The organism is Saccharothrix sp. CCNWYY140, assembly GCF_037401995.1.
Classification (GTDB): Bacteria; Actinomycetota; Actinomycetes; order Mycobacteriales; family Pseudonocardiaceae; genus Actinosynnema.
Map to the genome: position 1 here is coordinate 41,414 of NZ_JBBEGC010000005.1, position 25,065 is coordinate 66,478.

At 71.8% G+C, this 25,065-nt stretch carries 20 protein-coding genes and 1 pseudogene; 7 read left to right on the forward strand and 14 right to left on the reverse strand.

All coding sequences use genetic code 11. The features are described 5' to 3' along the window. The 5 genes from topA to WBN91_RS04560 all read right to left on the reverse strand — a co-directional run bounded on the left by topA (nucleotide 1) and on the right by WBN91_RS04560 (nucleotide 7,388). Entirely contained in the window at nucleotides 1-2,751 is a 2,751-nt protein-coding gene (gene topA / locus WBN91_RS04540) for a type I DNA topoisomerase (RefSeq protein ID WP_337728492.1), read from the reverse strand. A 126-nt stretch (nucleotides 2,752-2,877) separates the two neighbouring features. Continuing rightward, on the reverse strand, nucleotides 2,878-3,516 hold the full coding sequence (locus tag WBN91_RS04545) for a hypothetical protein (protein WP_337728493.1): 639 nt from the start codon (nucleotides 3,514-3,516) through the stop codon (nucleotides 2,878-2,880). A gap of 221 nt (nucleotides 3,517-3,737) precedes the next feature. Then, nucleotides 3,738-4,340: a hypothetical protein gene (locus tag WBN91_RS04550; protein ID WP_337722659.1), complete on the reverse strand. Its 603-nt coding sequence runs from the start codon at nucleotides 4,338-4,340 to the stop codon at nucleotides 3,738-3,740. A gap of 48 nt (nucleotides 4,341-4,388) precedes the next feature. Next, nucleotides 4,389-4,964 carry a hypothetical protein gene (locus tag WBN91_RS04555; RefSeq protein WP_337722792.1) on the reverse strand — a complete coding sequence of 192 codons (576 nt, stop codon included), beginning with the start codon at nucleotides 4,962-4,964 and terminating at the stop codon, nucleotides 4,389-4,391. Nucleotides 4,965-5,075: 111 nt separating this feature from the next. Next, the gene (locus tag WBN91_RS04560) at nucleotides 5,076-7,388 is read right to left on the reverse strand and encodes a sodium-translocating pyrophosphatase (RefSeq protein WP_337722660.1); all 2,313 of its coding nucleotides are present in this window, start codon (nucleotides 7,386-7,388) and stop codon (nucleotides 5,076-5,078) included. A gap of 199 nt (nucleotides 7,389-7,587) precedes the next feature. Between WBN91_RS04560 and WBN91_RS04565 the strand changes: the two genes are divergently transcribed. After that, nucleotides 7,588-9,972, forward strand: coding sequence for a DEAD/DEAH box helicase (locus tag WBN91_RS04565; protein WP_337729363.1), 2,385 nt, complete (start codon nucleotides 7,588-7,590; stop codon nucleotides 9,970-9,972). 245 nt (nucleotides 9,973-10,217) lie between these two features. Here the strand turns inward: WBN91_RS04565 and WBN91_RS04570 are convergent, their stop codons facing one another. From WBN91_RS04570 to ssd, 8 genes and pseudogenes are all read right to left on the reverse strand, one after another. Further along, complete coding sequence (locus WBN91_RS04570; RefSeq protein WP_337722661.1) at nucleotides 10,218-10,832, reverse strand: bifunctional DNA primase/polymerase; 615 nt, start codon at nucleotides 10,830-10,832, stop codon at nucleotides 10,218-10,220. Nucleotides 10,833-11,117: 285 nt separating this feature from the next. Continuing rightward, nucleotides 11,118-11,429: pseudogene (locus WBN91_RS39110) on the reverse strand (Rv3654c family TadE-like protein); the annotation flags it as partial. Nucleotides 11,430-11,546: 117 nt separating this feature from the next. Continuing rightward, on the reverse strand, nucleotides 11,547-11,873 hold the full coding sequence (locus WBN91_RS04575; RefSeq protein ID WP_337722662.1) for a TadE family type IV pilus minor pilin: 327 nt from the start codon (nucleotides 11,871-11,873) through the stop codon (nucleotides 11,547-11,549). Beyond that, the gene (locus WBN91_RS04580) at nucleotides 11,870-12,022 is read right to left on the reverse strand and encodes a DUF4244 domain-containing protein (RefSeq protein WP_443217660.1); all 153 of its coding nucleotides are present in this window, start codon (nucleotides 12,020-12,022) and stop codon (nucleotides 11,870-11,872) included. The genes WBN91_RS04575 and WBN91_RS04580 overlap by 4 nt, the downstream gene beginning before the upstream one ends. A 31-nt stretch (nucleotides 12,023-12,053) precedes the next feature. Continuing rightward, nucleotides 12,054-12,608 (reverse strand): type II secretion system F family protein, encoded by a 555-nt coding sequence (locus WBN91_RS04585; protein ID WP_337722663.1) that lies wholly within the window; start codon nucleotides 12,606-12,608, stop codon nucleotides 12,054-12,056. Further along, on the reverse strand, nucleotides 12,605-13,438 hold the full coding sequence (locus WBN91_RS04590; protein WP_337722664.1) for a type II secretion system F family protein: 834 nt from the start codon (nucleotides 13,436-13,438) through the stop codon (nucleotides 12,605-12,607). Before WBN91_RS04590 ends, WBN91_RS04585 begins: the two co-directional genes overlap by 4 nt. Continuing rightward, nucleotides 13,435-14,568, reverse strand: a complete 1,134-nt coding sequence (locus WBN91_RS04595) for a TadA family conjugal transfer-associated ATPase (protein WP_337722665.1) — start codon at nucleotides 14,566-14,568, stop codon at nucleotides 13,435-13,437. The genes WBN91_RS04590 and WBN91_RS04595 overlap by 4 nt, the downstream gene beginning before the upstream one ends. Continuing rightward, on the reverse strand, nucleotides 14,565-15,671 hold the full coding sequence (gene ssd / locus WBN91_RS04600; protein ID WP_337722666.1) for a septum site-determining protein Ssd: 1,107 nt from the start codon (nucleotides 15,669-15,671) through the stop codon (nucleotides 14,565-14,567). The genes WBN91_RS04595 and ssd overlap by 4 nt, the downstream gene beginning before the upstream one ends. A 469-nt stretch (nucleotides 15,672-16,140) precedes the next feature. Between ssd and WBN91_RS04605 the strand changes: the two genes are divergently transcribed. The 6 genes from WBN91_RS04605 to WBN91_RS04630 all read left to right on the forward strand — a co-directional run bounded on the left by WBN91_RS04605 (nucleotide 16,141) and on the right by WBN91_RS04630 (nucleotide 24,403). Then, nucleotides 16,141-16,953, forward strand: coding sequence for an HAD-IB family hydrolase (locus WBN91_RS04605; RefSeq protein WP_337722667.1), 813 nt, complete (start codon nucleotides 16,141-16,143; stop codon nucleotides 16,951-16,953). A 560-nt stretch (nucleotides 16,954-17,513) separates the two neighbouring features. Next, complete coding sequence (locus WBN91_RS04610; protein WP_337722668.1) at nucleotides 17,514-19,220, forward strand: glycoside hydrolase family 3 protein; 1,707 nt, start codon at nucleotides 17,514-17,516, stop codon at nucleotides 19,218-19,220. Further along, nucleotides 19,217-20,452 carry an exo-beta-N-acetylmuramidase NamZ family protein gene (locus WBN91_RS04615; RefSeq protein ID WP_443217661.1) on the forward strand — a complete coding sequence of 412 codons (1,236 nt, stop codon included), beginning with the start codon at nucleotides 19,217-19,219 and terminating at the stop codon, nucleotides 20,450-20,452. The genes WBN91_RS04610 and WBN91_RS04615 overlap by 4 nt, the downstream gene beginning before the upstream one ends. Before the next feature lie 11 nt (nucleotides 20,453-20,463). Then, the gene (locus WBN91_RS04620; RefSeq protein WP_337722669.1) at nucleotides 20,464-22,146 is read left to right on the forward strand and encodes a serine hydrolase domain-containing protein; all 1,683 of its coding nucleotides are present in this window, start codon (nucleotides 20,464-20,466) and stop codon (nucleotides 22,144-22,146) included. A 422-nt stretch (nucleotides 22,147-22,568) separates the two neighbouring features. Further along, entirely contained in the window at nucleotides 22,569-23,483 is a 915-nt protein-coding gene (locus WBN91_RS04625) for a MurR/RpiR family transcriptional regulator (RefSeq protein WP_337722670.1), read from the forward strand. Further along, nucleotides 23,480-24,403 (forward strand): N-acetylmuramic acid 6-phosphate etherase, encoded by a 924-nt coding sequence (locus WBN91_RS04630; RefSeq protein WP_337722671.1) that lies wholly within the window; start codon nucleotides 23,480-23,482, stop codon nucleotides 24,401-24,403. Before WBN91_RS04625 ends, WBN91_RS04630 begins: the two co-directional genes overlap by 4 nt. Nucleotides 24,404-24,537: 134 nt before the next feature. On the opposite strand, the gene WBN91_RS04635 is transcribed toward WBN91_RS04630, so the two are convergent. Continuing rightward, a complete protein-coding gene (locus WBN91_RS04635) occupies nucleotides 24,538-24,984 on the reverse strand; it encodes an Lrp/AsnC family transcriptional regulator (protein WP_337722672.1) in 447 nt (148 codons plus the stop codon). Nucleotides 24,985-25,065 lie beyond the last annotated feature (81 nt).

Here is a 25,065-nt window from a genome sequence, read left to right on the forward strand (position 1 = left end):
CTAGCTCTTCGACTTGGCCGGCGTCTTCTTCCGGGTGGTCGTCTTCGCGGCGCTCTTGGCGGCTGGCTTCTTCTTCGTCACCGGCCCCTTGGCGCGCTTCTCCGCCAGCAGCTCGGCCGCCCGCTCGTCGGTCAGCCCCTCGACGCTGTCGGACTTGCGCAGCGACGCGTTGGTCTCACCGTCGGTCACGTAAGGCCCGAACCGGCCCTCCTTGACCACCATCGGCTTGCCGGACACCGGGTCCGCGCCCAGCTCCTTCAACGGCGGCGCGGCGGCGGCCCGGCCCCGCTTCTTCGGCTCGGCGTAGATCTTCAGCGCCTCGTCGAGGGTCACCGTGAACAGCTGGTCCTCGGTGGTCAGCGACCGCGAGTCGGTGCCCTTCTTCAGGTACGGCCCGTACCGGCCGTTCTGCGCGGTGATCTCGGCGCCGGTCTCCGGGTCCTTGCCCACCACGCGCGGCAGCGACAGCAGCTTCAGGGCGTCGTCCAGGGTCACCGTGTCCAGCGACATGGACTTGAACAACGACCCGGTCCGCGGCTTGGGCGCCTTCTTGGCGTCCGGCGCCTCGGGCAGCACCTCGGTCACGTACGGCCCGAAGCGGCCCTCCTTGGCCACGATCTCGTGCCCGCTCACCGGGTCGACACCCAGCGAACGACCCTCCTGCGGGGTCGCGAACAGCTTCTCCGCGACCTCCCGGTTCAGCTCGTCCGGCGGCAGGTCGTCCGGCAGGTTCGCGCGCTGCGACGCCCCGTCGACCTCGCGCTCCAGGTACGGCCCGTACCGGCCGACGCGCACCACGACCGTGTTGCCGTCGTGGTCGACGAACAGCGGGATCGAGTTGACCTCGCGCGCGTCGATCTCCTCGACGCTCGACCCGACCAGCTTCTTCAGGCCGCCGGACCGGCCCACCGACGACTCGGGGCCGACGTTGCCGCCGAAGTAGAACCCGGACAGCCACGTCGTGCGCTCCTGGCGGCCGGCGGCGATGCCGTCCAGCTCGTCCTCCAGCGCGGCGGTGAAGTCGTAGTCCACTAGCCGGCCGAAGTGCCGCTCCAGCAGCCCGACCACGGCGAACGCCACCCACGACGGGACCAGGGCGGAGCCCTTCTTCCACACGTAGCCGCGGTCCTGGACGGTGCTGATGATCGAGGCGTACGTGGACGGCCGCCCGATGCCCAGCTCTTCCATCGTCTTGATCAGGCTGGCTTCGGTGAACCGCGGCGGGGGTGACGTGGAGTGGCCGTCGGCGGACAGCTCGACCGCGGTCAGCGGCTGGTCCTTGACCAGCTGCGGCAGCCGCGACTCGGCGTCGTCGGACTCGCCACCGGCCTCGGCGTCCACCGTCTCGACGTAGGCCTTCAGGAAGCCCGCGAAGGTGATGGTGCGGCCGGACGCGGCGAAGGTGACCTCTTCACCACCGGTCGTGCGGCCGGTGATCCGGATGCTGGTGGTGTTGCCGCGCGCGTCGGCCATCTGGGAGGCGATAGTGCGCTGCCAGATCAGCTCGTAGAGCTTGAACTCGTCGGAGTCCAGCTCGCGGGCCACCTGGCCGGGGGTGCGGAACACCTCGCCGGCCGGGCGGATGGCCTCGTGCGCCTCCTGGGCGTTCTTGACCTTCCGGTTGTACTGGCGCGGCTCCTTGGAGACGTACTGGCTGCCGTACAGCTCGGTGGCCTGCGCGCGGGCGGCGGCGATGGCCGTCTCCGACAGCGTGGTGCTGTCGGTGCGCATGTAGGTGATGTAGCCGTTCTCGTACAGCTTCTGCGCCGTGCGCATGGTGCGGTCGGCGGAGAAGCGCAGCTTGCGGCCCGCTTCCTGCTGGAGCGTGGAGGTCATGAACGGCGCGTACGGCTTGCGCGTGTACGGCTTCTCCTCGACGGAGGCGACCTTCATCGCCGCGTTGACCAGGCCGTTCGCGATCGCGCGGGCGTGCGCCTCGTCCAGCACACGGACCTCGGCGCCGTCCTTGAGGCGGCCGTCCGGGCCGAAGTCGCGGCCGGCGGCGAGGCGGACCCCGTCCACGGCGACCATGCGGGCGCCGAACGTGCGCGGGGTAGCGTCCGCGCCGGCGTCCATGACCGCCGAGACGTCCCAGTACGAGGCGGTGACGAACTTCATCCGCTCGCGCTCGCGCTCGACCACGATCCGGGTCGCCACGGACTGCACGCGGCCCGCCGAGAGCTTCGGCATGACCTTCTTCCACAGCACGGGGCTGACCTCGTAGCCGTAGAGGCGGTCCAGGATGCGGCGGGTCTCCTGGGCGTCGACCAGGTCCTGGTCCAGGTCGCGGGGGTTGGCGGCGGCGGCGCGGATCGCGGGCTCGGTGATCTCGTGGAACACCATCCGCCGGACCGGGACCTTCGGCTTCAGGGTGTCCAGCAGGTGCCACGCGATGGCCTCGCCCTCGCGGTCACCGTCTGTCGCGAGGTAGAGCTCGTCGACGTCCTTGAGCAGCTCCTTCAGCTCCGCGACGGTCGACTTCTTGTCCGGCGTCACCACGTAGAGGGGCTCGAAGTCGTGGTCGACGTCCACACCCAGGCGCGCCCACGGCTGGCCCTTGTACTTCGCGGGCACGTCGGCCGCGCCGCGGGGCAGGTCGCGGATGTGTCCCTTGGATGACTCCACGACGAAGCCGTTGCCGAGGTACGACGCGATCTTGCGCGCCTTGGCGGGCGACTCGACGATCACCAACCGCCGATTGCCGCCTGCCGAGTCCCCGTTGGTCTTCCTCGCCCGTGTCGATCCAGCCACGCCGTCCCGCTCTCTCCGAACACTGTGTCCCGACCCGCCAGTGTGCACTGTCCTGTGTCGCCGCCGGGGCAGCCCCGGTCGGGACAGGGTGACACAACTGTGCCCGATCGCCCGGCAGGAGGACCGCTACGCGGCGGGCCACGTCCGTTCGCCGACCCCGCGCGGGGCCCGCCCGACCAGCTCCGCGAGGCGCTCCAACCGCCGCCTGCCCACGACCCGCAGCGCCGGGCCGCCGGACTTGAGCAGTGTGGTCGGCAGCCCCGAGGACGCCAACGCCTTTTGCAGCGGTTCGTGCGTGTCGGGGGCGTGCGGGTCCAGCCCGAGCACGTACCCGGACTCGGCCCAACGGCCCGACGCGAGCGCCCACATCCGGAGTACCCCACCGTGGAGGGTGAAATCCGGGGGCACGAGTTTGGCGTCGCCCTCGCCCCACAGCGCGGCCAACCCGGTGAGGTCTGTCCGGAACGGCGTGGCGACCTCCCACACGTCCGGCGGCGGCTCCACCTCGACCGGTTCAGTCTCTTCCGTCACGTCGACGGGTTCGGGCTCCTCGGGCGGCACCAGCTCCACCCGGGCCTGCACCCCCCGCTCGGCCAGCGCCGCGACCAGCGCGGACCCCCGCCACCGCTCGTCCAGCGGCACGGCGATCCGCGCGGCCCGACCCCGCGCGAAGCCCACGGCCCGGCCCGGCCCGCAGAGCAGGCCGGCCAGGTCCGCGACACAGGGCTGCCGCGCCTCGGCCGAGAAGAAGGACAGTTGCCCCACGACCGCGCAGCCTAGAACACACGTTCGATGACGGACTAGCCTCGACCGGGCGATCTTTAGGTGGAAGCTGTGTTGGATTGCCGCGACTCCGTCGCGGCGGCGAGGCCGCCTGAAAGTCGGCTTGTCACGCAGCCTTTCCCGCCGATCGGAAAAGCTGATCGGCGGGAAAGGCTGCGTGACAAGCCGACGCGGCCTCGCTGTGTTCGATCAGCGCCTCGCGGTCAGCCGCCCAGGCCCTTGAGCTTCTCGGCCATTTCCACGCACTCCGGCGCCTTCTGGAACGCCTGGCTCAGCTCCGGGTCGTTCCGCAGCTTGTCGACCTGCGCCTGGAGCTTGCTCGGGTCCGCCTCGTCCCCGCCCAGCTGCTCGAGCTTGGTCGCGAACTCGGGGTCGTTCGGGTCGAGCTTGGCCAGCTCGACGGCCGCCGCCTGGAGCTTGTCGCCCGCGTCGGTGAACGACTTCACCACCTCGTCGTGCGCGGCCTTCGTCTTCTCCGTCGGCGCGCCCAGGTCCTCCAGCTCCTTCGCCGCGTCGGACAGCGCCTTGCCGCCCTTCTCGGCGTAGGCCATCAGCGCGGCCTTCTGCGCGGCCGGGTCGGACTGGCCGCTGAGCACGGTCTTCAGCAGCTCGACGATGGCCTCGGCGGTCGGCGTGATGCCCGCGCAGAACGTGCCGGCCCACTTCACCGGGTCCGCCGTGGCGGCGGCGCTGGTGGTGGTCGTGGTCGTCGGGGCCGAGGAGGAACCGCTCGAACCCGAGCCGGAGCACGCGCCGGTCACCAGGACCGCCGCTAGCGCACCGGCCACGGCGATGGTCTTCTTCACGAGGGTTCCCCCCGAAGTCGGCGATGTGACGGGCCGCAACCTACTCCCTCACGATGTCGGCGCGGGGACGTCGGAGGGCCGCAGGGTGCGCAGGCTCTGGCACGACGTGGCCTGTTCCGCGGCCTCACGCAGCTCCGGCGTGGCCTCCAGCGCCTTCAAGGGCTCCACGAACTGGTCCAGGCGCGCGATGGCGTCACCGGCCGCCTGGAGGCCGCCCACGGGGTCGTTGGCGTCCGCGGCGTCCACCGCCGCCTTGGCGTCGCTGAACGACTTGCCGATGCCGCCGAACGTCTCGGCCATCTTGGCCACCTGCTCGTCACCACCCGCGACCGGCGACGGCCCGACCTCCTTCAACTGCGACGCCGTCTTGTTGAACGCGTCCGCGAGCTGCCCCATGTAGGCGCTCATGTCGGCCTTGAGCTTGGCCGGGTCGTTGGCGTCGAGCTTGGGCGGCGTCTTCTCCACCGAGACGAACGACGCGGAGGCGGAGCACACCTTGTCCATCCAGGCGACGGCGTCCGCGGAGGGCGAGGACGTCGACGTGGACTCGGGCGAGCCGCCGTCCGACGAGCACCCCGCCGCCACCAGCGCGGCAGCGGTCACCACGACCAGGCGGAACCTCATCACGTCCACTTCCTTCCCAACACGGGCCTGTCCAGTGTGCCCACGCAACCACACCTCCACACGCCGAAGCGGGCGCCCCCGCGTGGGGACGCCCGCTCCGGGTCGAAACCGTCAGGCCGCGCCGTTGGAGACCTTGGCCTCCGCGGGCGACTCGGCGATGGCCGTGCCGCGCCGCTTCGACACCACGACCGCCGCCACGATGACCACGGCGGCCACGATGGCGATGGAGTACCGGACCCCCGCCGACGCCGACTCGCCCACCGAGAAGGTGACGATGGCCGGCGCGATCAGCACCGACACCAGGTTCATCACCTTGATCAGCGGGTTGATGGCCGGACCGGCGGTGTCCTTGAACGGGTCGCCGACGGTGTCGCCGATGACGGTGGCCGCGTGGGCGTCGGAGCCCTTGCCGCCGTGGTGACCGTCCTCGACCAGCTTCTTCGCGTTGTCCCAGGCGCCACCGGAGTTGGCCAGGAAGATCGCCATCAGGGTGCCGGTCGCGATCGCGCCCGCCAGGTAACCCGCCAGCGGGCCGACGCCGAGGCCGAACCCGACCGCGATCGGGGCCATGACCGCCAGCAGACCCGGCGTGGCCAGCTCGCGCAGCGAGTCCTTGGTGCAGATGTCGACGACCTTGCCGTACTCCGGCTTGACCGAGCCGTCCATGATGCCCGGGTTCTCGCGGAACTGGCGACGCACCTCGAACACGATCGCGCCCGCCGCCCGCGTCACCGCGTTGACCGCGAGACCGGAGAACATGAACACCACGGCCGCGCCGATGGTGACGCCGACCAGCACGTTCGGCGAGAACACCAGGTTGGAGAAGGACACCGGCAGGCCCTCCAGGCCGACCTTGACCTCCGCCAGGGCCTGCTCGATGGCGTCCCGGTAGGAGCCGAACAGCGCGGTCGCCGCCAGCACGGCGGTGGCGATCGCGATGCCCTTGGTGATGGCCTTGGTGGTGTTGCCCACCGCGTCCAGCTCGGTGAGGATCTGCGCGCCCTCGCCGTCCACGTCGCCGGACATCTCGGCGATGCCCTGCGCGTTGTCCGAGACCGGGCCGAAGGTGTCCATCGCGACGATGACGCCGACCGTGGTCAGCAGGCCGCAGCCGGCCAGGGCCACCGCGAACAGCGCCACGACCACCGAACCGGACAGCAGGAACGCGCCGTACACCGCGCCGCCGATGACCAGCGCCGTGTAGACCGCCGACTCGAAGCCGACCGAGATGCCGGACAGGATCACGGTGGCCGCGCCGGTCAGCGAGGTCTTGCCGACGTCCTTGACCGGCTTGTGCTCGGTGCCGGTGAAGTAGCCGGTCAGCCACAGGATGACGCCCGCCAGCACGATGCCGATGATCACCGCGATGGCCGCGATCAGCGCCGGGTTGCCCGAGGTGGACTTGATCGCGTCGGACACGCCGTCCAGCTCGCCGAACGAGCTGGGCAGGTAGACGAACGCCGCCACCGTGCACAGGACGGCCGAGATGACCGCCGAGATGTAGAACGAGCGGTTGATCGCCGTGAGGCCGTTCTCACCGGCGCGGGCGCTGGTGATGTAGACGCCGATGACCGCCGTGAGCACGCCGATCGCCGGGACGATCAGCGGGAACAGCAGGCCCTGCGCGCCGAACGCGGCGGTGCCCAGGATCAGCGACGCGACCAGGGTGACCGCGTAGGACTCGAACAGGTCGGCCGCCATACCGGCGCAGTCGCCCACGTTGTCGCCGACGTTGTCCGCGATGGTCGCCGCGTTGCGCGGGTCGTCCTCGGGGATGTTCTGCTCCACCTTGCCGACGAGGTCCGCGCCGACGTCCGCCGCCTTGGTGAAGATGCCGCCGCCGACCCGCATGAACATCGCGAGCAGCGCCGCGCCGAACCCGAAGCCCTCCAGCACCTTCGGGGCCTGACCGGTGTAGACCAGCACCACCAGCGCCGCGCCGAACAGGCCGAGGCCGACGGTGAACATGCCGACCACGCCGCCGGTGCGGAAGGCGATGCGCATGGCCTTCTCGCGGCCACCCGTCTCCTTCGCCGCCGCGGCCACGCGCACGTTCGCGCGGGTGGACAGCCACATGCCGAGGTAGCCGATCACGGCGGAGAACGCCGCGCCCACGATGAAGAACAGCGACCTGCCGATGCGTTCCCCGGTGTCCTCAGCGGGGAGCAGGAACAGCAGCGCGAACACGATCACGACGAAGATGCCGAGCGTGCGGAACTGCCGGTTGAGGTAAGCCGCTGCGCCCTCTTGAACCGCCTTGGCGATGTCCTGCATCTTCGCGGTGCCCTGGCCGGCGGCCAGCACCTCCCGAAGAAGCAAGTAACCAACGGCTAGGGCAGCCAGGGCGACCACGGCGACCACGGCGACTAGGCCCTGGTCACCTCCGGAGAGCTCGAGGCCCTCCGCGAGGAATTGCCGGGACATCCGTCCTCCTGGTGAGTGTTCCAAGCCCAACGGCGGGAAGCACCGCGCCGCGACCGGGCCAAGCAGGTGTCGGCCCCGTCACAACGTGACGCATCCCTCATTGGATGCGATAGCGGCGGAGTCTATTCATAGCGCGCAAGCTTCTGACACCGCGTCCCGATCCGTGCACACACCGTTATCCACGCAGGAAGCAACCGTGATGTCGGTGGGGTGTGCGAAGCTGCGCCTTGTGGCGAACCAGGCACGACGACTGCTCGATCGGGTCCTCGCCGGAGTTCCGGTCGGGGAATCGCCCCTCACGCACACCGCCGACCTGCCACGACGGCCCGCCGACACCGTCGACTGGCCGTCGTGGGCCGCGCCGGATGTGGTAAAGGCGCTGGTGGACCGAGGGGTCGCGGAACCGTGGCGGCACCAGGCCGAAGCGGCGTCGCTGGCGTGGGACGGCAAGCACGTCGTGCTGGCGACCGGCACCGCTTCGGGGAAGTCGTTGGCGTACCAATTGCCGGTGTTGTCGGCTGTTCACAGCGATCCGAAGGCAACAGCTCTGTACCTGTCCCCCACGAAGGCTTTGGGCGCGGACCAACTCCGGTCGGTGGAGGCGCTGGGAGTGCCCGGGGTGCGGGCCGCGTCGTTCGACGGGGACACGCCGATGGCGGAACGCGACTGGGTTCGGGCGCACGCCAATTGGGTGTTCACCAACCCCGACATGCTGCACCGGGGTGTGTTGCCGAACCACTCGCGGTGGATCCGGTTCTTCCGCCGGCTTTCCTTCGTCGTGGTGGATGAATGTCACTCGTACCGGGGAGTTTTCGGTTCGCACGTGGCGCTGCTGCTGCGCCGGCTGCGGCGGGTGGCGCAGCGGTACGGGGCCGACCCGGTGTTCGTGCTGGCGTCGGCGACGGTGGCGGACCCGGCGACTTCGGCATCCCGCCTGGCCGGGGTGCCGTGCGCGGCGGTGACGGAGGACGGCTCGCCCCGGTCCGCGCGGACGGTCGCGCTATGGGAACCGCCGCTGCTGGAGGAGTTGACCGGCGAGAACGGTGCTCCGGTGCGGCGGTCGGCGGGTGCGGAGACGGCCCGGATCCTGGCGGACCTGGTGGTCGAGGGCGCGCGGTCGCTGGCGTTCGTGCGGTCCCGGATCGGGGCGGAGTTGACCGCGATCGGGGCACGGCGGCAGTTGGCGGAGGTCGACCCGGAGCTGTCGGCGCGGGTGGCGGCCTACCGCGGGGGTTACCTGCCGGAGGAGCGGCGGGCGTTGGAGCGCGCGTTGTCGTCCGGTGAGCTGCTGGGGGTGGCGTCCACCAACGCGTTGGAGCTGGGCGTGGACATCGTCGGCTTGGATGCCGTGGTGGTCGCGGGCTTCCCCGGCACCTTGGCGTCGTTCTGGCAGCAGGCGGGACGGGCCGGGCGGACCGGGGACACCGACGCGCTGGTGGTGTTCGTGGCGCGCGACGACCCGCTGGACACCTACCTCGTGCACAACCCGGCGGCCGTGCTGGACCGGCCCGTCGAGGCGACCGTGCTGGACCCGTCCAACCCGTACGTGCTGGAGCCGCACCTGGCGTGCGCGGCGGCGGAACTGCCGTTGACCCCGGACTCGCTCGGCCCGTTCGGCGGTGAGGCGGCGGTGGCGGTGCTGGACGACATGGTCGCCCGGAAGGTGCTCCGGCGTAGGCCGAACGGGTGGTACTGGACGTCCCACGACCGGCCGCACGGCGAGGTGGACATCCGGGGGTCGGGCGGCGAGCAGGTCGTGGTGGTGGAGGGCGACTCGGGCCGGATGCTCGGCACCGTCGACCCGGGCTCGGCGTGCTGGACCGTGCACGACGGCGCGGTGTACCTGCACCAGGGCGAGTCGTACGTGGTGGACCGCTTGGACCTGGAGAGCGGCATCGCCTTGGTGCACGCGGAGAAGCCGGAGTGGTCGACCACCGCTCGGGACACCAAGGACATCACCGTGGTGCGGACCTTGGAGTCGCGCGTCTTCGACGGTGTCACCGTCGCGTTGGGCGAGGTCGAGGTGACTTCGCAGGTGGTCGGCTACCTGCGGAAACTGCCGTCCGGCCAGGTGATCGACGCGGTACCGCTGGACCTGCCCACGCAGACGCTGCTGACCCGGGCGGTCTGGTACACGGTCGACGCGGACCTGTTGGGTAGTGCGCCGGGGGGCGCCGGTCTGGAACCGGCGCGCGTCCCCGGCGCACTACACGCCGCCGAGCACGCGGCGATCGGCCTGCTACCCCTGTTCGCAACGTGCGACCGCTGGGACATCGGCGGCGTGTCGACCGCGCTGCACCAGGACACCGGGGAGGCGACGGTGTTCGTGCACGACGGTCATCCGGGTGGTGCCGGATTCGCCGACCGCGGCTACGCCGCGGTGGTCCCGTGGTTGGCCGCTACGAGGGAGGCCATCGCTGCTTGCACGTGCCCGGCCGGATGCCCGTCCTGCGTGCAGTCGCCGAAGTGCGGGAACGGCAACGATCCGCTGGACAAGGCGGGCGGGTTGGCCGTGCTGGACGTCGTGCTCGGGATCGTCGGGGCGAAATCCACGACGCCCAGCACGGCCGGCTCGAAGGGATAGGACTCGAAGGGACGGGGAAGCCTCGACCGCCGGGCCGGCGGGCGGGTCCGGGACTGTGGCACCAGCCCCACACCCGCCACTTTCGAACCGAGCCGCTGCCCGACCTCCGAGGTCGCCGGGCACCGGCCCGCCGGCCGAACCGATCGGCTTCCACCCGTCGGAGGCCGACCGATCGGCCTCGCCCGCGCGAAGCGGCTGGCGATCGGTCGCGTCCGCGAAGCGGCCCGGCGATCGGCCGCGGCCCGTCAGGCCCGGTCGGCGGTGAGCAGGCCGTAGTCGGCGGGCGCGTGGACGGCCTCGGTCAGCGCGTCCTGCACCACACCCGGCTGCGGGAGCTGCCAGGCGCAGATCTGCGGCTTGACCCGCCAGTGCACGACACCGTGCTGGAAGGGGGTCGGCGGCAGCGGCACGTACTCGCCCCTGCCGTAGTGGTGGACGTCGTGCTCGGCGACCCAGTCGGCGCGCAGCGCCTGGCCGGTGGTGACCAGGAACATCCAGCGGCCCGAGGGGGTGGCGACGATGGGCACCGGGATCCCGGTGGCCCGCAGCGCCACGGCGGCCCGCCGGCCGAGGTCGGCTCCGACCTCGATGGCGTCCACGCCGTGCCCGGTGGCCAGCAGGATGCTGTAGGAGCGACCGGCCCACCACGTGGCCACCTGCTCGGCCTTGGTGCCGATGCGCTCCTCCCAGTCGCGGTGCACCGGGACGGGGCCGTCCTGCTCGACGCCCTCGCGACCGGCCCACTGCGCACCCGCCGGATAGGTGCCCGGCAACACGGGCCACCCGTGCCACGCGAGGTTGACCGCCTCCGCGCGCAGCTCGATGCGGAAGGCCCCGCGCCAGCTATCCGACCACTCCATCTTCCGTTCGCCTCCTCGGACCACGACACAGTGTCGGGTGTTTTTCGACACCGCGTCGGTGCCGCCACTTGAACTAACGTCATGGCAGGCACTTCTGGTAACCCCCGGTCGACAACTGGTAGGTACGGAACGGCGAACGCCGTGCGACCCACCGACCGACAGAACGCCGAGGTCCCCGGTGGCCGCCCGCCAATCCGCAATGGCGCGGTGTGTGAGTCCGCTCACCGCCGGAGGACGACCGTTCGTCGCGTCGAACGGTGGTGCCGGTTCACCCGGACCAGCGCGGGCCCGCGCGCTGGGCGCACCGAAGGCCAGCACCGGACCGCGCACGACGACCCGCGCCTCCAGCCCGACCACCTCGCACTCGACCAGTTCGACCCCCATCCGCTCGGAGACGAGCGCCGCCTTCCCGCACGCCACCCACTCCCCGTCGAGCGCGTACGAGGCCGCCCCGACCGCCGCGAGATCGGCCGCAGCCGCCACCCGGTGCCGGACCACCACCGCCCGCCCCACCTCGATCCCGACCGCGACAGCCACCAACACCACCGCGATCACCGCCACCCCCAACACCGTCACGCTCCCGCGATCACCCCGCACACCCCTTCACCCCCCCCGATCACCCCGCACACCCCTCCACCCCCTCGGTCACCCCGCACACGCCTCCATCCCCTCGGTCACCCCGCACACGCCTTCACCTCTCCCTCGCGGTCACCCTCACCCAGCGCCCGGCTCGACGACGGCGAAAGCACTGGCCCGCACGTCGATCAACCGCCCGGCCGCCGACACCTCCACCGACGCCGTGTCCCCCTCCTTCCGCACCACGAGCACGGCCCCGGCCGGCGCGATGGCCTCCACCACCGCACCGACCCGCCCGTCCTCACCACGCGCGACCAGGCGGGCGGCCTCCCGCGCCGCGTCGGTGCACCGGATCTGCGCGACGACCGCCATGACGGCCTCCACCCCGAGCACCAACACGGCCACCAGGCCGCACACCGCCAACGCGGCCTCGACGGTCGCCGCGCCCCGATCGCCGGCCGTCACGTCCCCGCCGTGAAGGCCTTTTGCAGCAACCCCTGCAACAGACCCATCACCCAGTCACCCTTCAACACCACCAGCAGCACCGTCGCCAGTCCGGCGGCGGCGAGCGTCCCGATGGCGTACTCGGCGGTAGTCATTCCCTTGTCGTTCAACACATCCCTCTCCTTTGTCTATAGTGGACAATCACCAACCGGCGGTCACCTGCCCCGCCAACCCGAGCACCACGGGCACGACACCCAGGCACAGGAAGGCGGGCAGGAAGCACAGCGCCAACGGACCCGCCACCAGCACAGCGGCCCGCTGCGCCCGTGCTTCGGCCTGGTCCGTCGCCCGCGCACGCAGGTCCGCCGCCAGGTCGGCCACGGCACTGGCCAACGCCGCACCCGAGCGGGCACTGCGCCGTGCCGCACGGGCCAGCGGCGCGGTGTCGGGGTGGTCCAGCGCCGGCGCCCAAGCCGTCACCGGGTCGGCACCCAGCCGCAGCAGGTCGCCGACGGTGCGCAGACGCCCGGCGGGTTCGGGCGGGACACCGGGCAGCACCGCCGCCACCGCCGTCGCCACCGGGAGCCCCGACCGCAGGGCCGCAGCCAACAGGTCCCAGGCGGTGGGCAGCGCGAACGGGTCCGGCGGTAGTCGGGTCGGCGCCCGGACCCGTTCGGGCCGGGGTCTCAGCCGAGTGATCGGGCTCGGTCTGCCGGGGTGCAGCAGGAGTGCCACCGCCAGCAGGAAGAACGTCACGCCATCACCTCCTTGGTGAGGTGCGCGCTCCACCGCAGGCCGGCGCACACCAGCGCCACCCCGACCACCAGCAGCACCTGCCCAGCACCGCTGCCGGTCAGGACGCCCAGCGGGTGCGAGCCGGTCAGCTCACCCAACAGGACACCGAGCACCGGCAACGCCGCCAACACCGCCGCACTCGCGCGCGGACCGGCCATCCGGGCGTGCACGTGGCGCGCGAACCGAGCCCGCCGCCGGAGGTCGTCGCGCACGGCCTCCAGGACGTCGGCGAGCGGCACCCCGTGGTCACCGGACAACCGCCACGCCCGAGCGAGCTGCCGGACCCCGGTGTGCGCGTTCTCGTTGCCCGCTAACGCTTTCTCGACATCACCACCACGCCGGGCCGTGGCCGCGACGGTCGCGAACACCTCCGCGGCCGGAGGCTCGGCATCCTCCGCTGCACCGAGCGCCGCCCGCGAGGGGTCAACCCCTGATCGCAACTCGGCCACGAACGCCGCCAGTCCTTCCGCGATCGCCTGCCGGGCCGCCCGTTCCACACGCTCCTTCCGTCGATCGACGTGCAACTTCCACAGGGTCAGCCCGAGCAACGCCCCGGCGATGACGCCACCAACACCGAGCAGCAACCCGGCCACCGCCCCGAACCCCACAGCCCCGAACCCCACAGCCACCGGCCCCCGCACCGGCCGCGGGACCCACCGCCGGATGTCCCGCGGCAGCGGAACATCCGCTGTGCTCCAGCGAGTCGGCGACCCGCGCAGGGCGCGGAGTCGGCGACGGGCTGTGCGAGGTGGTGCGGTCAACAACGCCAAGGCGATCAAGAGAAAGGTCATGACCGGGCCACCAATCCCCTGAGCCCGACGCCCGCCGGGTGCCAGCCCTCACCCCGCCGCCAAGCGGGCCTGACCTCCAGCACGTCGTGCTTGCGCTCGAACACCCCGATCTCGGCCAGCCGCCGCGAGCCGTCGGCCTCCCGCCGCATGTGGAGCACGACCTTCACCGCCGCCGCGACCTGGCTGTGCGCGGCCCGCCGGTCCAGGCCGCCCAATGCCGCCAACGCCTCCAGCCGCGCGGGCACCTCGGCGGGCGAGTTGGCGTGCAGCGTTCCCGCGCCGCCGTCGTGGCCGGTGTTGAAGGCGGTGAGCAGGTCCACCACCTCCGCACCCCGCACCTCGCCGACCACGATCCGGTCCGGCCGCATGCGCAGCGCCTGCCGGACCAGGTCCCGCACCGTGACCCGGCCCGCGCCCTCGACGTTCGCGCCGCGCGCCAGCAGCCGCACGAACTGCGGGTGGTCCGGCTCCAGCTCACCGGCGTCCTCGACGCACACGATCCGCTGGTCGTGCGGCACGCACCCGAGCAACGCCGCCAGCAGGGTCGTCTTGCCCGACCCGGTGCCGCCGACCACCAGGAACGCCAGCCGCGCCCGCACCACCGCCCGCAGCACCTCGGCCGTGGCCGCGTCGAACGTCCCGCGCTCGCTTAACGCCGCCAGGTCGTGGCTCGCCGGCCGCAACACCCGCAGCGACAGGCACGTCGAGGGCACGATCGGCGGCAACACCGCGTGCAGCCGCACCGCTCCCGGCAGCCACCCGTCGACGTACGGCACGGCGTCGTCCAACCGCCGCCCGGCCGCCACGGCCAACCGCTGCGCCAACCTCCGCACCGCTGTCTCGTCGGTGAACACCACTTCTGTCCGCCGCAGCCCGCCGTCCCCGTCCACCCACACCTGGTCCGGTGCCGTGACCAGCACGTCGGTCGTCCCGGGGTCGCGCAGCAACGGCTCCAGCACGCCGGCGCCGACGAACTCGCGCCGCAGCGCCGTCAACGCCCGTTGGACGTCCTCGTCGCTGACGACACCCCCGGCCTCGCCCCGCACGGCGGCGGCGACGGACGCCGACGACAACTCCGCGCGCCCATCGGCCAACCGCTGCCGAACCCGCTCCACGAGGTCGCTCATCACCCACCTCCGCCAGCGTGCGAGACGACCCGGACGTCGTTGTGCCGCAACGGACTCGCCTCCAAGGCCGCCAAGACCTCACGCGCCGCCTTCGCCAGCGGCCCGCGTGTCCTCATCGGGAAACGGCCCTGATCCAGGGCTGTCGGCAGGCGCGGCTCGGGGCGCATGGTCGCGAGCAGCGGCACGCCCACCGCCTCCGCCACCTCCGCCGGACGGATGCCGCCCGGCGCGGGCGTGCGGACCACCGCGTGCAGGGTCACCCCGCGTTCCACGACCTGGTCGGCGACGCGCCTGGCCGCCGCGCACGCGCGGACCTCCGCCGGCACGACCAGGACCGCCAGGTCGGCGCGGTCGAGAGCCGCGCGAGCGGCGGGCGGCAGTTGGCGCGGAACGTCGCAGACCACCGTCTCGCCCGACCGACGACCCGCCTCGACCACGGCCGCCACCGCCTGCGGCGCCGGCCCAGGACCGTTGCGGGAACACGACAAGAAGGACAAAGTGCCGCCGGCGCGGGTCAGGCCCGGCAAGGCCGTGCGCAGCGCGGACGCGGGCACCCTGCCCCCGCTCAACGCGACGTCGGGCCAGCGCACGCCCGACTCCGACTCCGCACCCAGCGCCAGGTCCAGCCCGCCGCCCAACGGGTCGCAGTCCACCAACAACGCCCGGCCACCCCGGTGCAGCACCGCCTGCCCCACGGCGGCGGCCAGCACGGACGCGCCCGCGCCGCCGCAGCCGCCAAGCACGGCCAGCACCCGCCCGCCGTCCCGCGGTGTCTCGACCAGGTCCGCCAAGGCCGTGCGCAACGCGTCCGGCCCGGCGGACACGTCGATCACCCGCTCCACACCCAACTCGACCGCGCACGGCCAGACGGTTGGGTCAGGCGGCCCGGTGGACACCAGGAGCACGCCCGGCCGTCTCGGCAAGGCTTCGAAGGCGCACGCCCGCGCGCCCTCCGCGTCCAGGACGATCGCCGGGGCGGTGTTCCAGTGCCCGCGCAGGGCGGACACGTCGGCCACCCGCTCCACCTCGCACCCCGCCACGGCGGCGGCCTGCAACACCTCGTCCAGCAGTTCCGGCTCGGCCACCAGGGCCACCACTCGCTGCACAGCTCCTCCTCGGTCCGGCACGGGTTCGTGCTCGGTCCAAGGTCCCGACCGGTGAGCAAGGCCACAACGCCGGTTGCTCGATCTGTGGACAACTGGAGGCCTGTGGACAACTCCAGAGCCGCACGGTTGCGGAATCGGAGCCGCCGAGGGGAAGGCGCGCACGAAGTCGCGGAAGACGCCCGGAACAGGGCGGAGGTACAGCGGAAAGGATCTTGGAACCGACCCCGGACATGGGACGACCCCCGCCAGGGGGGAGGGACGGGGGTCGTCGATGGTTCAGTCCCGGGGGGTCGGACTGAACCCGTCCGGTCGCGCCGGACCCGTCTACTGTATCCCCACGGGACAGGGTCTTGCGTGTCTTCCGTTAGAGGGACACGAGAAATTCGGTAGACCGCCACCACGTCAGGTTCGTAAACCGGCGAACGATGGTGGCCGACCACCCGGTCGGACGCGCCCTTAAGCTGGTGCCGTGACCGAGGACGCCACCGAAGGCAGCCGAGTCGCCGCGTTCTTCGACCTGGACAAGACGGTCATCGCCAAGTCGAGCACGCTGGCGTTCAGCCGACCCTTCTTCCAAGAGGGTTTGATCAACCGGCGTGCGGTGCTGAAAAGCGCCTACGCGCAGTTCGTCTTCATGCTGGCCGGCGCCGACGCCGACCAGATGGACCGGATGCGCTCGCACATCACCGCGCTGTGCGCGGGCTGGGACGTCGAGCAGGTTCGCTCGATCGTGGACGAGACCCTGCACGACATCGTCGACCCCTTGGTCTACAAGGAAGCCACGCAGCTCATCAGCGACCACAAGACCGAAGGCCACGACGTGGTCGTCGTCTCCGCGTCCGGAGAGGAACTGGTCGCACCCATCTCCACAATGGTCGGCGCGACGCACAGCGTGGGCACCCGGATGGTCGTCACGGACGGCCGCTACTCGGGCGATGTCGACTTCTACTGCGCGGGCGAGAACAAGGCGGTCGCCGCCAAGCAGCTCGCCGAGGAGCACGACTACGACCTCACCCGCTGCTACGCGTATTCGGACTCGATCACCGACCTCCCGCTGCTGGAGGCCGTCGGCCACCCCACGGTGGTCAACCCGGACCGCGCGCTGCGCAAGGTCGCCGCCCAGCGCGGCTGGCCGGTCCTGACCTTCTCCGACCCCGTGTCGCTGCGCGCCCGCATCCCCCGGCCCTCGGGCACGGCGGTCGCCGTGACCGCGATCGGGTTGGGCGCGGCGACGGCCGCGGGCGTGGCCTGGTACGGCTTGCGCCGGCGTCGTCGGAGCTGATTCACCCCCGAGTGCCCCGTACAGCGGTACCGACCATGCTGTCCGGTTCGAAAACGCTGTCAGACAAGAAGATCCGCTACTTTCGGTGGCTTGACCGGTGCACCCCATCGAGCCCTTGATGTGGCGGCGAACACGGATTACAAAGGAAGTGCGGACCTCGGGTCGGCCAGGGACGGAGCAGAAGAGAAGCACCGTTCTCCCCGACAGGGCTCCGTGCGCGGACTTCGAGCACCCACGCGCAGCACGCCGCGGGAGGCTTGTCGTCTAGGGCCTGCGTATCGGGACGCCGGACGCCGAGGCCAGGGTTGTACGACACGAGTTGCACGCTTGGTAACTCGAAAGCCCGCGCCGCCGGCCGTGGCCTCTCCTCCGGGAGGGGCCACGGCCTGTTTCTACGCCAAGAACCCCCGATCGAGTGACTCGCCGGGGGCCGGTTTTTGTCGGTGCCCCTCCGCATGATGGCCACGCAGCGCAACCCGTTGACCCGTCCCTGTGACGTGAGTAACTTTCCGCATGCGTCCACCTGTTGGTGGAAGATTGCCAGAAGTGGGGAGGCCACCGTGCTCCGACCGCTCGCGCTCGCCGCCCTGGCGGCGGCGACCCTCGTCGTGCCGCCGGCGACCGCCGATCCGGCCCAGGCGCAGTCCGTCGGCGCGCTCCTGCGCGGGCTGACCCTGGAGCAGAAGGTGGGCCAGCTGTTCGTCACCCACCTCAACGGCCAGGCGCCCGACGAGGCCCACCCGAACAACCAGAAGGACTTCGGCGTCGACACGCCCGCCGAGGTGGTCGCGAAGTACCAGCCCGGCGGCGTCATCTACTTCAACAACTCCAGCCGCGACAACATCGACACCCCGCGCCAGATCGCCCGCCTCTCCAACGGCCTCCAGCGCGCGAGCCGCATCCCGCTGGCCATCGCCACGGACCAGGAGATGGGCATCGTCACCCGCATCGGCACGCCCGCCACCCAGTTCCCCGGCAACATGGCCCTCGGCGCGGGCCGCAGCGCCGCCGACGCCGAACGGGCCGCCGCCATCACCGCGCGTGAACTTCGGGCGATGGGCGTCAACCAGAACTTCGCGCCGGACGCGGACGTCAACTCCAACCCGGCCAACCCGGTGATCGGCGTCCGCTCCTACTCCGGCGACCCGGCGCTGGCCGCCGAACTCGCCGCCGCCCAGGTCCGCGGCTACCAGCAGCGGTTCCTGTCCCGCCACGGCGTCGCCGCCACCGCCAAGCACTTCCCCGGCCACGGCGACACCGACGAGGACAGCCACACCACCCTGCCGAAGGTCGACCGGACGGTCGAGCAGTGGCGGCAGCTGGACGCGCCGCCGTTCAAGGCCGCCGTCGACGCGGGCGTCGACTCGATCATGACCGCGCACATCAAGGTGCCGAAGATCGACCCGTCCGGTGAGCCGGCCACCCTGTCCAAGCCGGCCCTCGACCTGCTGCGCCGCGAACTCGGCTACGACGGCGTGATCATCACCGACTCGCTCCAGATGGCGGGCGTGCGGCAGCTGCACTCCGACGCGGAGATCCCGGTGCTGGCGCTGAAGGCGGGCGTCGACCAGCTGCTGATGCCGATGAACCTGGGCGTCGCCGTGGAGAGCGTGCTCGCCGCCGTCCGCAGCGGTGAGCTGACCGAGCAGCGCATCGACCAGAGCGTGCTGCGGATCCTGCGCATGAAGTTCCTGCGCGGCATCCTCACCGGCCCGCTCGTCGACGAGGACAAGGTGGACTCGGCCATCGGCACACCCGAGCACCTGGCCACCGCGCAGGCGATCACCGACCGCACGGTCACCGCCGTGCGCAACCGGGACCTGCCGCTGGCCGCCAAGCCGACGTCCGCGCTGGTCACAGGGTGGGGCGAGACCACCACACGCACTCTCGCCGGGATCCTCGGCGGCACAGCACTGCCCACCGCCAGCGCTCCGACAGAGACACAGATCGCCGCTGCCGTGCAGGCCGCGGGCAGCGCCGACCTCGTCGTGGTGCTCACCAACGCCCTGTCCCGGCAGCCCGCGCAGCAGGCGCTGGTGACCAGGTTGCTGGCCACCGGCAAGACCGTGGTGGCGGTGGCCGTGCAGAACCCGTACGACGTGGCCCACACCGCCGCGCCGAACTGGCTGGCCACCTACTCCTACAGCGCGGTGTCCATGTCGGCGTTGGCGCGCGTGATCACCGGCGACGTGCGGCCGTCCGGCAAGCTGCCGGTGGCCGTGCCGGGTCCGACGACGTACCCGTTCGGCCACGGTCTGGGCTGGTGAGGGCTGTGCGACGCAGGCAGCTGCTGATCGGGGGCGCGCTGGCGGTCCCCGTGCTGACCACCGCGACCCCGGCGGTCGCGGACCGGAAGCTCGCCACCGGCGCCGAACTGGCGGCCGAGGACGGGTGGCGGGTCCTCGCTGGCCGCAAGGTCGGCGTGGTCACCAACCCGACCGGCGTGCTCCGGGACCAGACGCACGTCGTGGACTCGATGGCCGCCGCGGGCCACACCCCGGCCGCGGCGTTCGGTCCGGAGCACGGGTTCCGGGGCACCGCGCAGGCGGGCGGGTCCGAGGGCGACTTCCTGGACCCGCGCACGGGTGTGCCGGTGTACGACGCGTACGGCGCCGGGGCCACCAAGCTCGCCGGGATGTTCGCCAAGGCCGGTGTCGACACGGTGGTGTTCGACATCGCCGACGTGGGCGCGCGGTTCTACACCTACATCTGGACGATGTACACGGCGATGCAGGCCGCGGCGTCGACCGGCGCCGAGTTCCTGGTGCTGGACCGGCCAAACCCGGTCGGCGGGTGGGCACGCGGGCCTCAACTCGACCTGGCGTACGCGACCGGAGTGGGCAAGAAGCCGATCGTGCAGCAGCACGGCATGACGGTCGGTGAGCTGGCGGCCTTCTTCAACGGGGAGTTCCTGCCGTCGGACGGCGGGCGGGTGTCGTTGCGGACCGTGTGGGTGAAGGGGTGGAAGCGGGACTCGCTGGACACAGGGCTGCCGTGGGTGCCGCCGAGCCCGAACATGCCGACCCGCGACACCGCGCTGGTCTACCCCGGGACGTGCCTGTTCGAGGGGACGGTGCTGTCCGAGGGGCGCGGCACCACCCGGCCGTTCGAGACGGTGGGCGCGCCCGGCATCGACTGGCGGTGGGCCGAGGACCTCAACGCGCTGGGCCTGCCGGGGGTGAGGTTCCGGGAATCGCACTTCACGCCCACGTTCAACAAGTTCGTCGGGAAGGCGTGCGGCGGGGTGGCGCTGCACGTGACCTCGCCGGGCGAGTTCGACGCGATCCGGGCGGCGGTGGCCATGATCGTGACCGCGAAAGCCCGGTACCCGCAGGTGTTCGCGTGGCGGCCGGACTTCTGGATCGACAAGCTCACCGGCTCCGACCGCCTGCGCCGGATGGTCGACGCGGGCGCGGGCACCGACGAGGTGGTGGGCGCGTGGTCCGCCGAGCTGGCCGAGTTCACCCGCCTCCGCCGACCGTACCTCCACTACCGGTGAGGGGACCCACGATGCGCACCCTACTGACCGCCCTGCTGGCCGTGGCTATCGCCGCGGCTCCCCTGGCGACCGCGCACGCCGACACAGTCGACGACCAGACCGTCGACGCCCAGGGGTTGCGCGGCCGGTTCGACGCGCCGCGGCACGGCTGGGCGAACGACGTGCTGCGATCGGGTACACCGGAGCGTGTGGGACTGGATCCGGGTCCGATCAGCGCCGCCCTCGACCAGGTCGAGCGCTACACCGTGCCGGACGCGACCGGGCACCCGCTGTTCTCCGGCGCGGTGACGCTGCTGGTGCACGACGGCGTGGTGGCCACGCACGAGACGGTCGGGTGGGCCGTCCGGTACGCCGACGCCGCCGGGACGGAGCTGCCCGAGGCCGACCGGGTGCCGATGACACCCGACACGATCTTCGACCTGGCCTCGATCTCGAAACTGTTCACGTCGATCGTGGTGATGCGCCTGCACGAGCGCGGAGCGTTCGAGCTGGACGCGCCAGTCGCCCGCTACCTGCCGGAGTTCGGCGTCAACGGCAAGGACGTCATCACGGTCCGCCAGCTGCTCACCCACACCTCGGGGCTGGAGCCGTGGCTGCCGCTGTGGTCGCGCTACCCGGACATCCCCACACGCATCAAAGCCGTCATGGACGTTGCCCCGAAGAACAAGCCCGGCACCGTCTACACCTACTCCGACCTGAACCTGATCACCCTGGGCGTCCTCGCCGAGCGGTTGAGCGGCGAGAAGCTCGACGTGCTGGTGAAGGAGGGCATCACCGACCCGCTCGGCCTGGTCGACACCGGGTACAACCCGCCGGCGGCCAAGCTGGACCGGATCGCCGCCACCGAGTTCCAGACCGGGCGCGGGCTGGTGCGGGGTGTCGTGCACGACGAGAACGCCTGGTCGCTGGGCGGCGTCGCCGGGCACGCGGGCATGTTCTCCACCGCGCGGGAGCTGGCGACCCTGGGCCAGGCGATCCTCAACGGCGGCCGGTACGGGTCCGCGCGCATCCTGCGGCCGGACACCGTCGAGCTGATGCTCACCGACTTCAACCCGGGCTTCCCGGGCAACGCGCACGGCCTGGGCTTCGAGCTGGACCAGCGGTGGTACATGGGCGCGCTGACCTCCCCGAAGACCGCTGGCCACACCGGGTTCACCGGCACGAGCCTGGTGCTGGACCCGCTGTCGAACTCGATCGCGGTCCTGCTGACCAACCGCGTCCACCCGACCCGGAACTGGGGGTCGATCAACCCGGCCCGCCGGGTGGTCGCCAACGGACTGGCCCAGGCCCTGGCGATCCCGCCGCGCCGCGGTCCGACGAGCTGGACACCCACCACCGCCGGCGGGACGCTGACCACACCGGACCTGCGCACGACCGGCGGCCGGCACACCGTGTCGTTCAGTGCCTTTGTCGACTTGGATCCTTCGGACAAGGTCGTGCTGGAGACCAGTAACGACGGCACGGCGTGGAGCGACCTGAAGACATTGACGGGGTACGGCGACCGCCGCTGGCATCGGGTGGAGGTCGAGACGGAACCCGCCAAGCTCTACCGGTGGCGGTACGTGAAGGGCTCGGGCTACGGCGGGCGCGGCGCGTACGTCGACGCGGTCCGGGTCGCGGACGACCAGGGCGTCCTGGTGGACGGCGAGCGGGACGGCCTGCGTGCCGACGGTTGGCGAACAGCCAACCGCTGACACCAGCCCGCGATCGGCAGACAGGTGCCGGTGGCGGGCAGTGCGGAGCTGCGCGGCAGGCAGTGCTGCGCGGCTGGGGGGACACGGCGGGCCGGCAGCGCCGGGCTGCCAGCAGCACGGCGGGCTGAGCGCGGCGGCGGGGCGGGCCGGGCTGCGCGGCGCGCAGTGCAGGGTTGCCCGTGGGCGGTTAGCCGGCGGGGTGCTGGTTGGCGCGCGGGTGTGGTTGACGGGCGGTTCGGGGGTTGGGCGGCGGTTCGGGTGGGTGGGTGGCGGGTATGTCGTCGCTCAGAGGGGCGTTCGGGCAACTGTGTGTGGGCTTTTGGCGCAACGGGGGCGGCCAGCGGGTGGCAATCCGCCACGGTCGGGCGGTCTTGGTCGCACCCTCCGTTGATTTTCCGTTGGGCGGTTAGTAAGTTTCCCACGTGTCCACCGAAATCTCCGACGCCAGTCCCCTCGTCCGGATCCGGTCACTGCTCCCCGGCCTCGCCCGCGCGGAACAGCGGGTGGCGAAGGTCGTGTTGGACAACCCCGCGACCGTCGCCCACCGCAGCATCACCGAGGTCGCCGAGGCCGCGGGCACCAGCGAGACGACGGTGACCCGGTTCTGCAAGGCCATCGGCGTCGGCGGTTACCCGGAGCTGCGCATCGCGCTGGCCGCCGACACCGCACGCACCGCCGCCCGCACCGACCGGGACCTCGGCGGCGACATCGGCCCTGGTGACGACCTGCGCCAGGTCGTCGGCAAGGTCGCTTTCGCCGACGCCCGCGCGGTCGAGGAGACCGCCGAGCAGCTCAACGTCGAAACACTCCAGGCGGTCGTCGAGGCAGTCGCCGGGGCGCGGCGGGTGGACGTCTACGGGTTCGGGGCCAGCGCGTTCGTCGCGTTCGACCTCCAGCAGAAGCTGCACCGGATCGGCCGCACGTGCTTCGCCTGGAACGACACCCACATCGCGCTCACCTCGGCTGCGGTCCTGACCGGCAACGACGTCGCCGTGGGCATCTCGCACACCGGGTCCACGTCCGAGACGGTCGAGGCGCTGCGGGTCGCCAAGGAGCACGGTGCGACCACGGTGGCGCTGACGAACTTCCCGCGCTCGCCGATCACCGAGGTCGCCGACCACGTCCTGACCACCGCCGCCCGCGAGACGACGTTCCGCTCGGGTGCGATGGCCAGCCGGATCGCGCAGCTCACGGTCATCGACTGCCTGTTCATCGGGGTCGCCCAGAAGCACGTCGACACCGCCAAGACGGCGCTGGAGGCCACCTACGACGCGGTCTCGGGACACCGCCTCGGTGCCCGGCCGGACGGCAGGCGGCGCCGGGAGACCGGTAAATGACCCCGCCCCGGCAGGGGGTCGCGGTCCGGGTGGACTCGCCGACGGAGGCGCGCAACCCGCGGACGCTGGACATCGACGTGCTGTCCACGCTGGACGTGCTGCGGCTGATCAACGCCGAGGACCACCGGGTGCCGGACGCGGTCGAGGCCGTGCTGCCGGAGCTGGCGCAGGCCGCCGACCTCGCGGTGAACGCCCTGCGCGCAGGTCACCGCGTGCACTACGTGGGCGCGGGCACGTCCGGGCGGCTGGCCACGCTGGACGCCGCCGAGATCGTGCCGACGTTCAACGCGCCGCCCGACTGGTTCGTCGCCCACCACGCCGGCGGCCCGGAAGCGCTGGTCAAAGCGGTGGAGGACGTCGAGGACGAGGCCGCCGGCGGTGCCGCGCAGATCCGCAGGCACGCGACGGCGGGCGACGTGGTGCTGGGTGTCACCGCCTCGGGCCGGACGCCGTTCGTGGTGGCCGCCCTCAACGAGGCCCGCACGCTGGGCGCCCGCACGGTCCTGGTCTCCAACAACCCGAGCGCGCCGCGCGTGGACGTGGACGTCCTGATCACCGTCGACACGGGGCCGGAGGCGATCGCCGGGTCGACCCGGATGAAGGCGGGCACGTCGCAGAAGCTGGTGCTCACCTCGTTCTCGACGGCGGTGATGGTCCGGTTGGGGCGCACGTACTCGAACCTGATGGTGTCGATGCGGGCCACCAACGCCAAGCTGCGCGGCCGGACGGTGCGCATCTTGCGCGAGGCGACCGGGCTGGCCGAGAACGAGTGCACGACGGCCCTGGCGGACGCGGGTGGCGATCTGAAGGTGGCGCTGGTGCACCTGCTGTCCGGGGTGCCGATCGCGCAGGCCGCCGAAGCGCTGGAGACCGCCCAGGGCTACGTCCGCCAGGCACTGACACTGCTGACGGCGCGCTAGGCGCTGACCCACCGCGCGCTGGGCACTGGCCCTGCCGACCGCCTCAGACGGCCCACCGCGCGCTGGGCGCGCGGCCTCCGGCCCCCGTCTCCATTGTCCCACGGGGGACCGACAAAGTTGGGCGTGTGCCGTGGTCAGGAGGTGATGGGGCGCCACGGGATCGGGGTGGACAGGACCATTGCCGAGGACGTCTCGCCGTAGCCCGCGAGGCGGACCAGTAGGCGTTCCAGCTCGGTGATCGACGTGGTCACGACCTTGACCACCGAGCAGATGTCCCCCGTCAGCCGCAGTACCTCGACCACCTCGGGGCAGTCGTCCAGCAGTTCCGGGTGCACGGTGATGCAGCGTGGCCCGTAGCACTTCATGCGGACCAGGGCCACGACGGTCCGTCCTACCGCCGTGGGGTCCACGGTCGCTCGGTAGCCGGTGATCACCCCGGCGTTCTCCAGTCGACGCACTCGCTGCGCCACGGTCGGCGGTGACACGTGCACGCGTCGGGCCAGTTCGTTGTACGACAGCCGTGCGTCCTCCTGGAGAGCCTCCAGCAGGGCCCAGTCGACGCCGTCCAAGTCGATGCTCACGTCTGTAAACCTAAACCGCGAAACTGCTCACGACCACAAGAAGAATGTGGATCAGAGCAGGTCAACGCCCATTCAGATCAC

Bases quoted from the DNA above. Each gene is read 5' to 3' on its own strand.
- WBN91_RS04565 (WP_337729363.1), top strand. From the start codon at position 7,588: ATGTCGGTGGGGTGTGCGAAGCTGCGCCTTGTGGCGAACCAGGCACGA.
- WBN91_RS04590 (WP_337722664.1), bottom strand. From the start codon at position 13,438: ATGACCTTTCTCTTGATCGCCTTGGCGTTGTTGACCGCACCACCTCGC.
- WBN91_RS04555 (WP_337722792.1), bottom strand. From the start codon at position 4,964: ATGAGGTTCCGCCTGGTCGTGGTGACCGCTGCCGCGCTGGTGGCGGCG.
- WBN91_RS04570 (WP_337722661.1), bottom strand. From the start codon at position 10,832: ATGGAGTGGTCGGATAGCTGGCGCGGGGCCTTCCGCATCGAGCTGCGC.
- WBN91_RS04620 (WP_337722669.1), top strand. From the start codon at position 20,464: ATGCGCACCCTACTGACCGCCCTGCTGGCCGTGGCTATCGCCGCGGCT.
- WBN91_RS04560 (WP_337722660.1), bottom strand. From the start codon at position 7,388: ATGTCCCGGCAATTCCTCGCGGAGGGCCTCGAGCTCTCCGGAGGTGAC.
- WBN91_RS04630 (WP_337722671.1), top strand. From the start codon at position 23,480: ATGACCCCGCCCCGGCAGGGGGTCGCGGTCCGGGTGGACTCGCCGACG.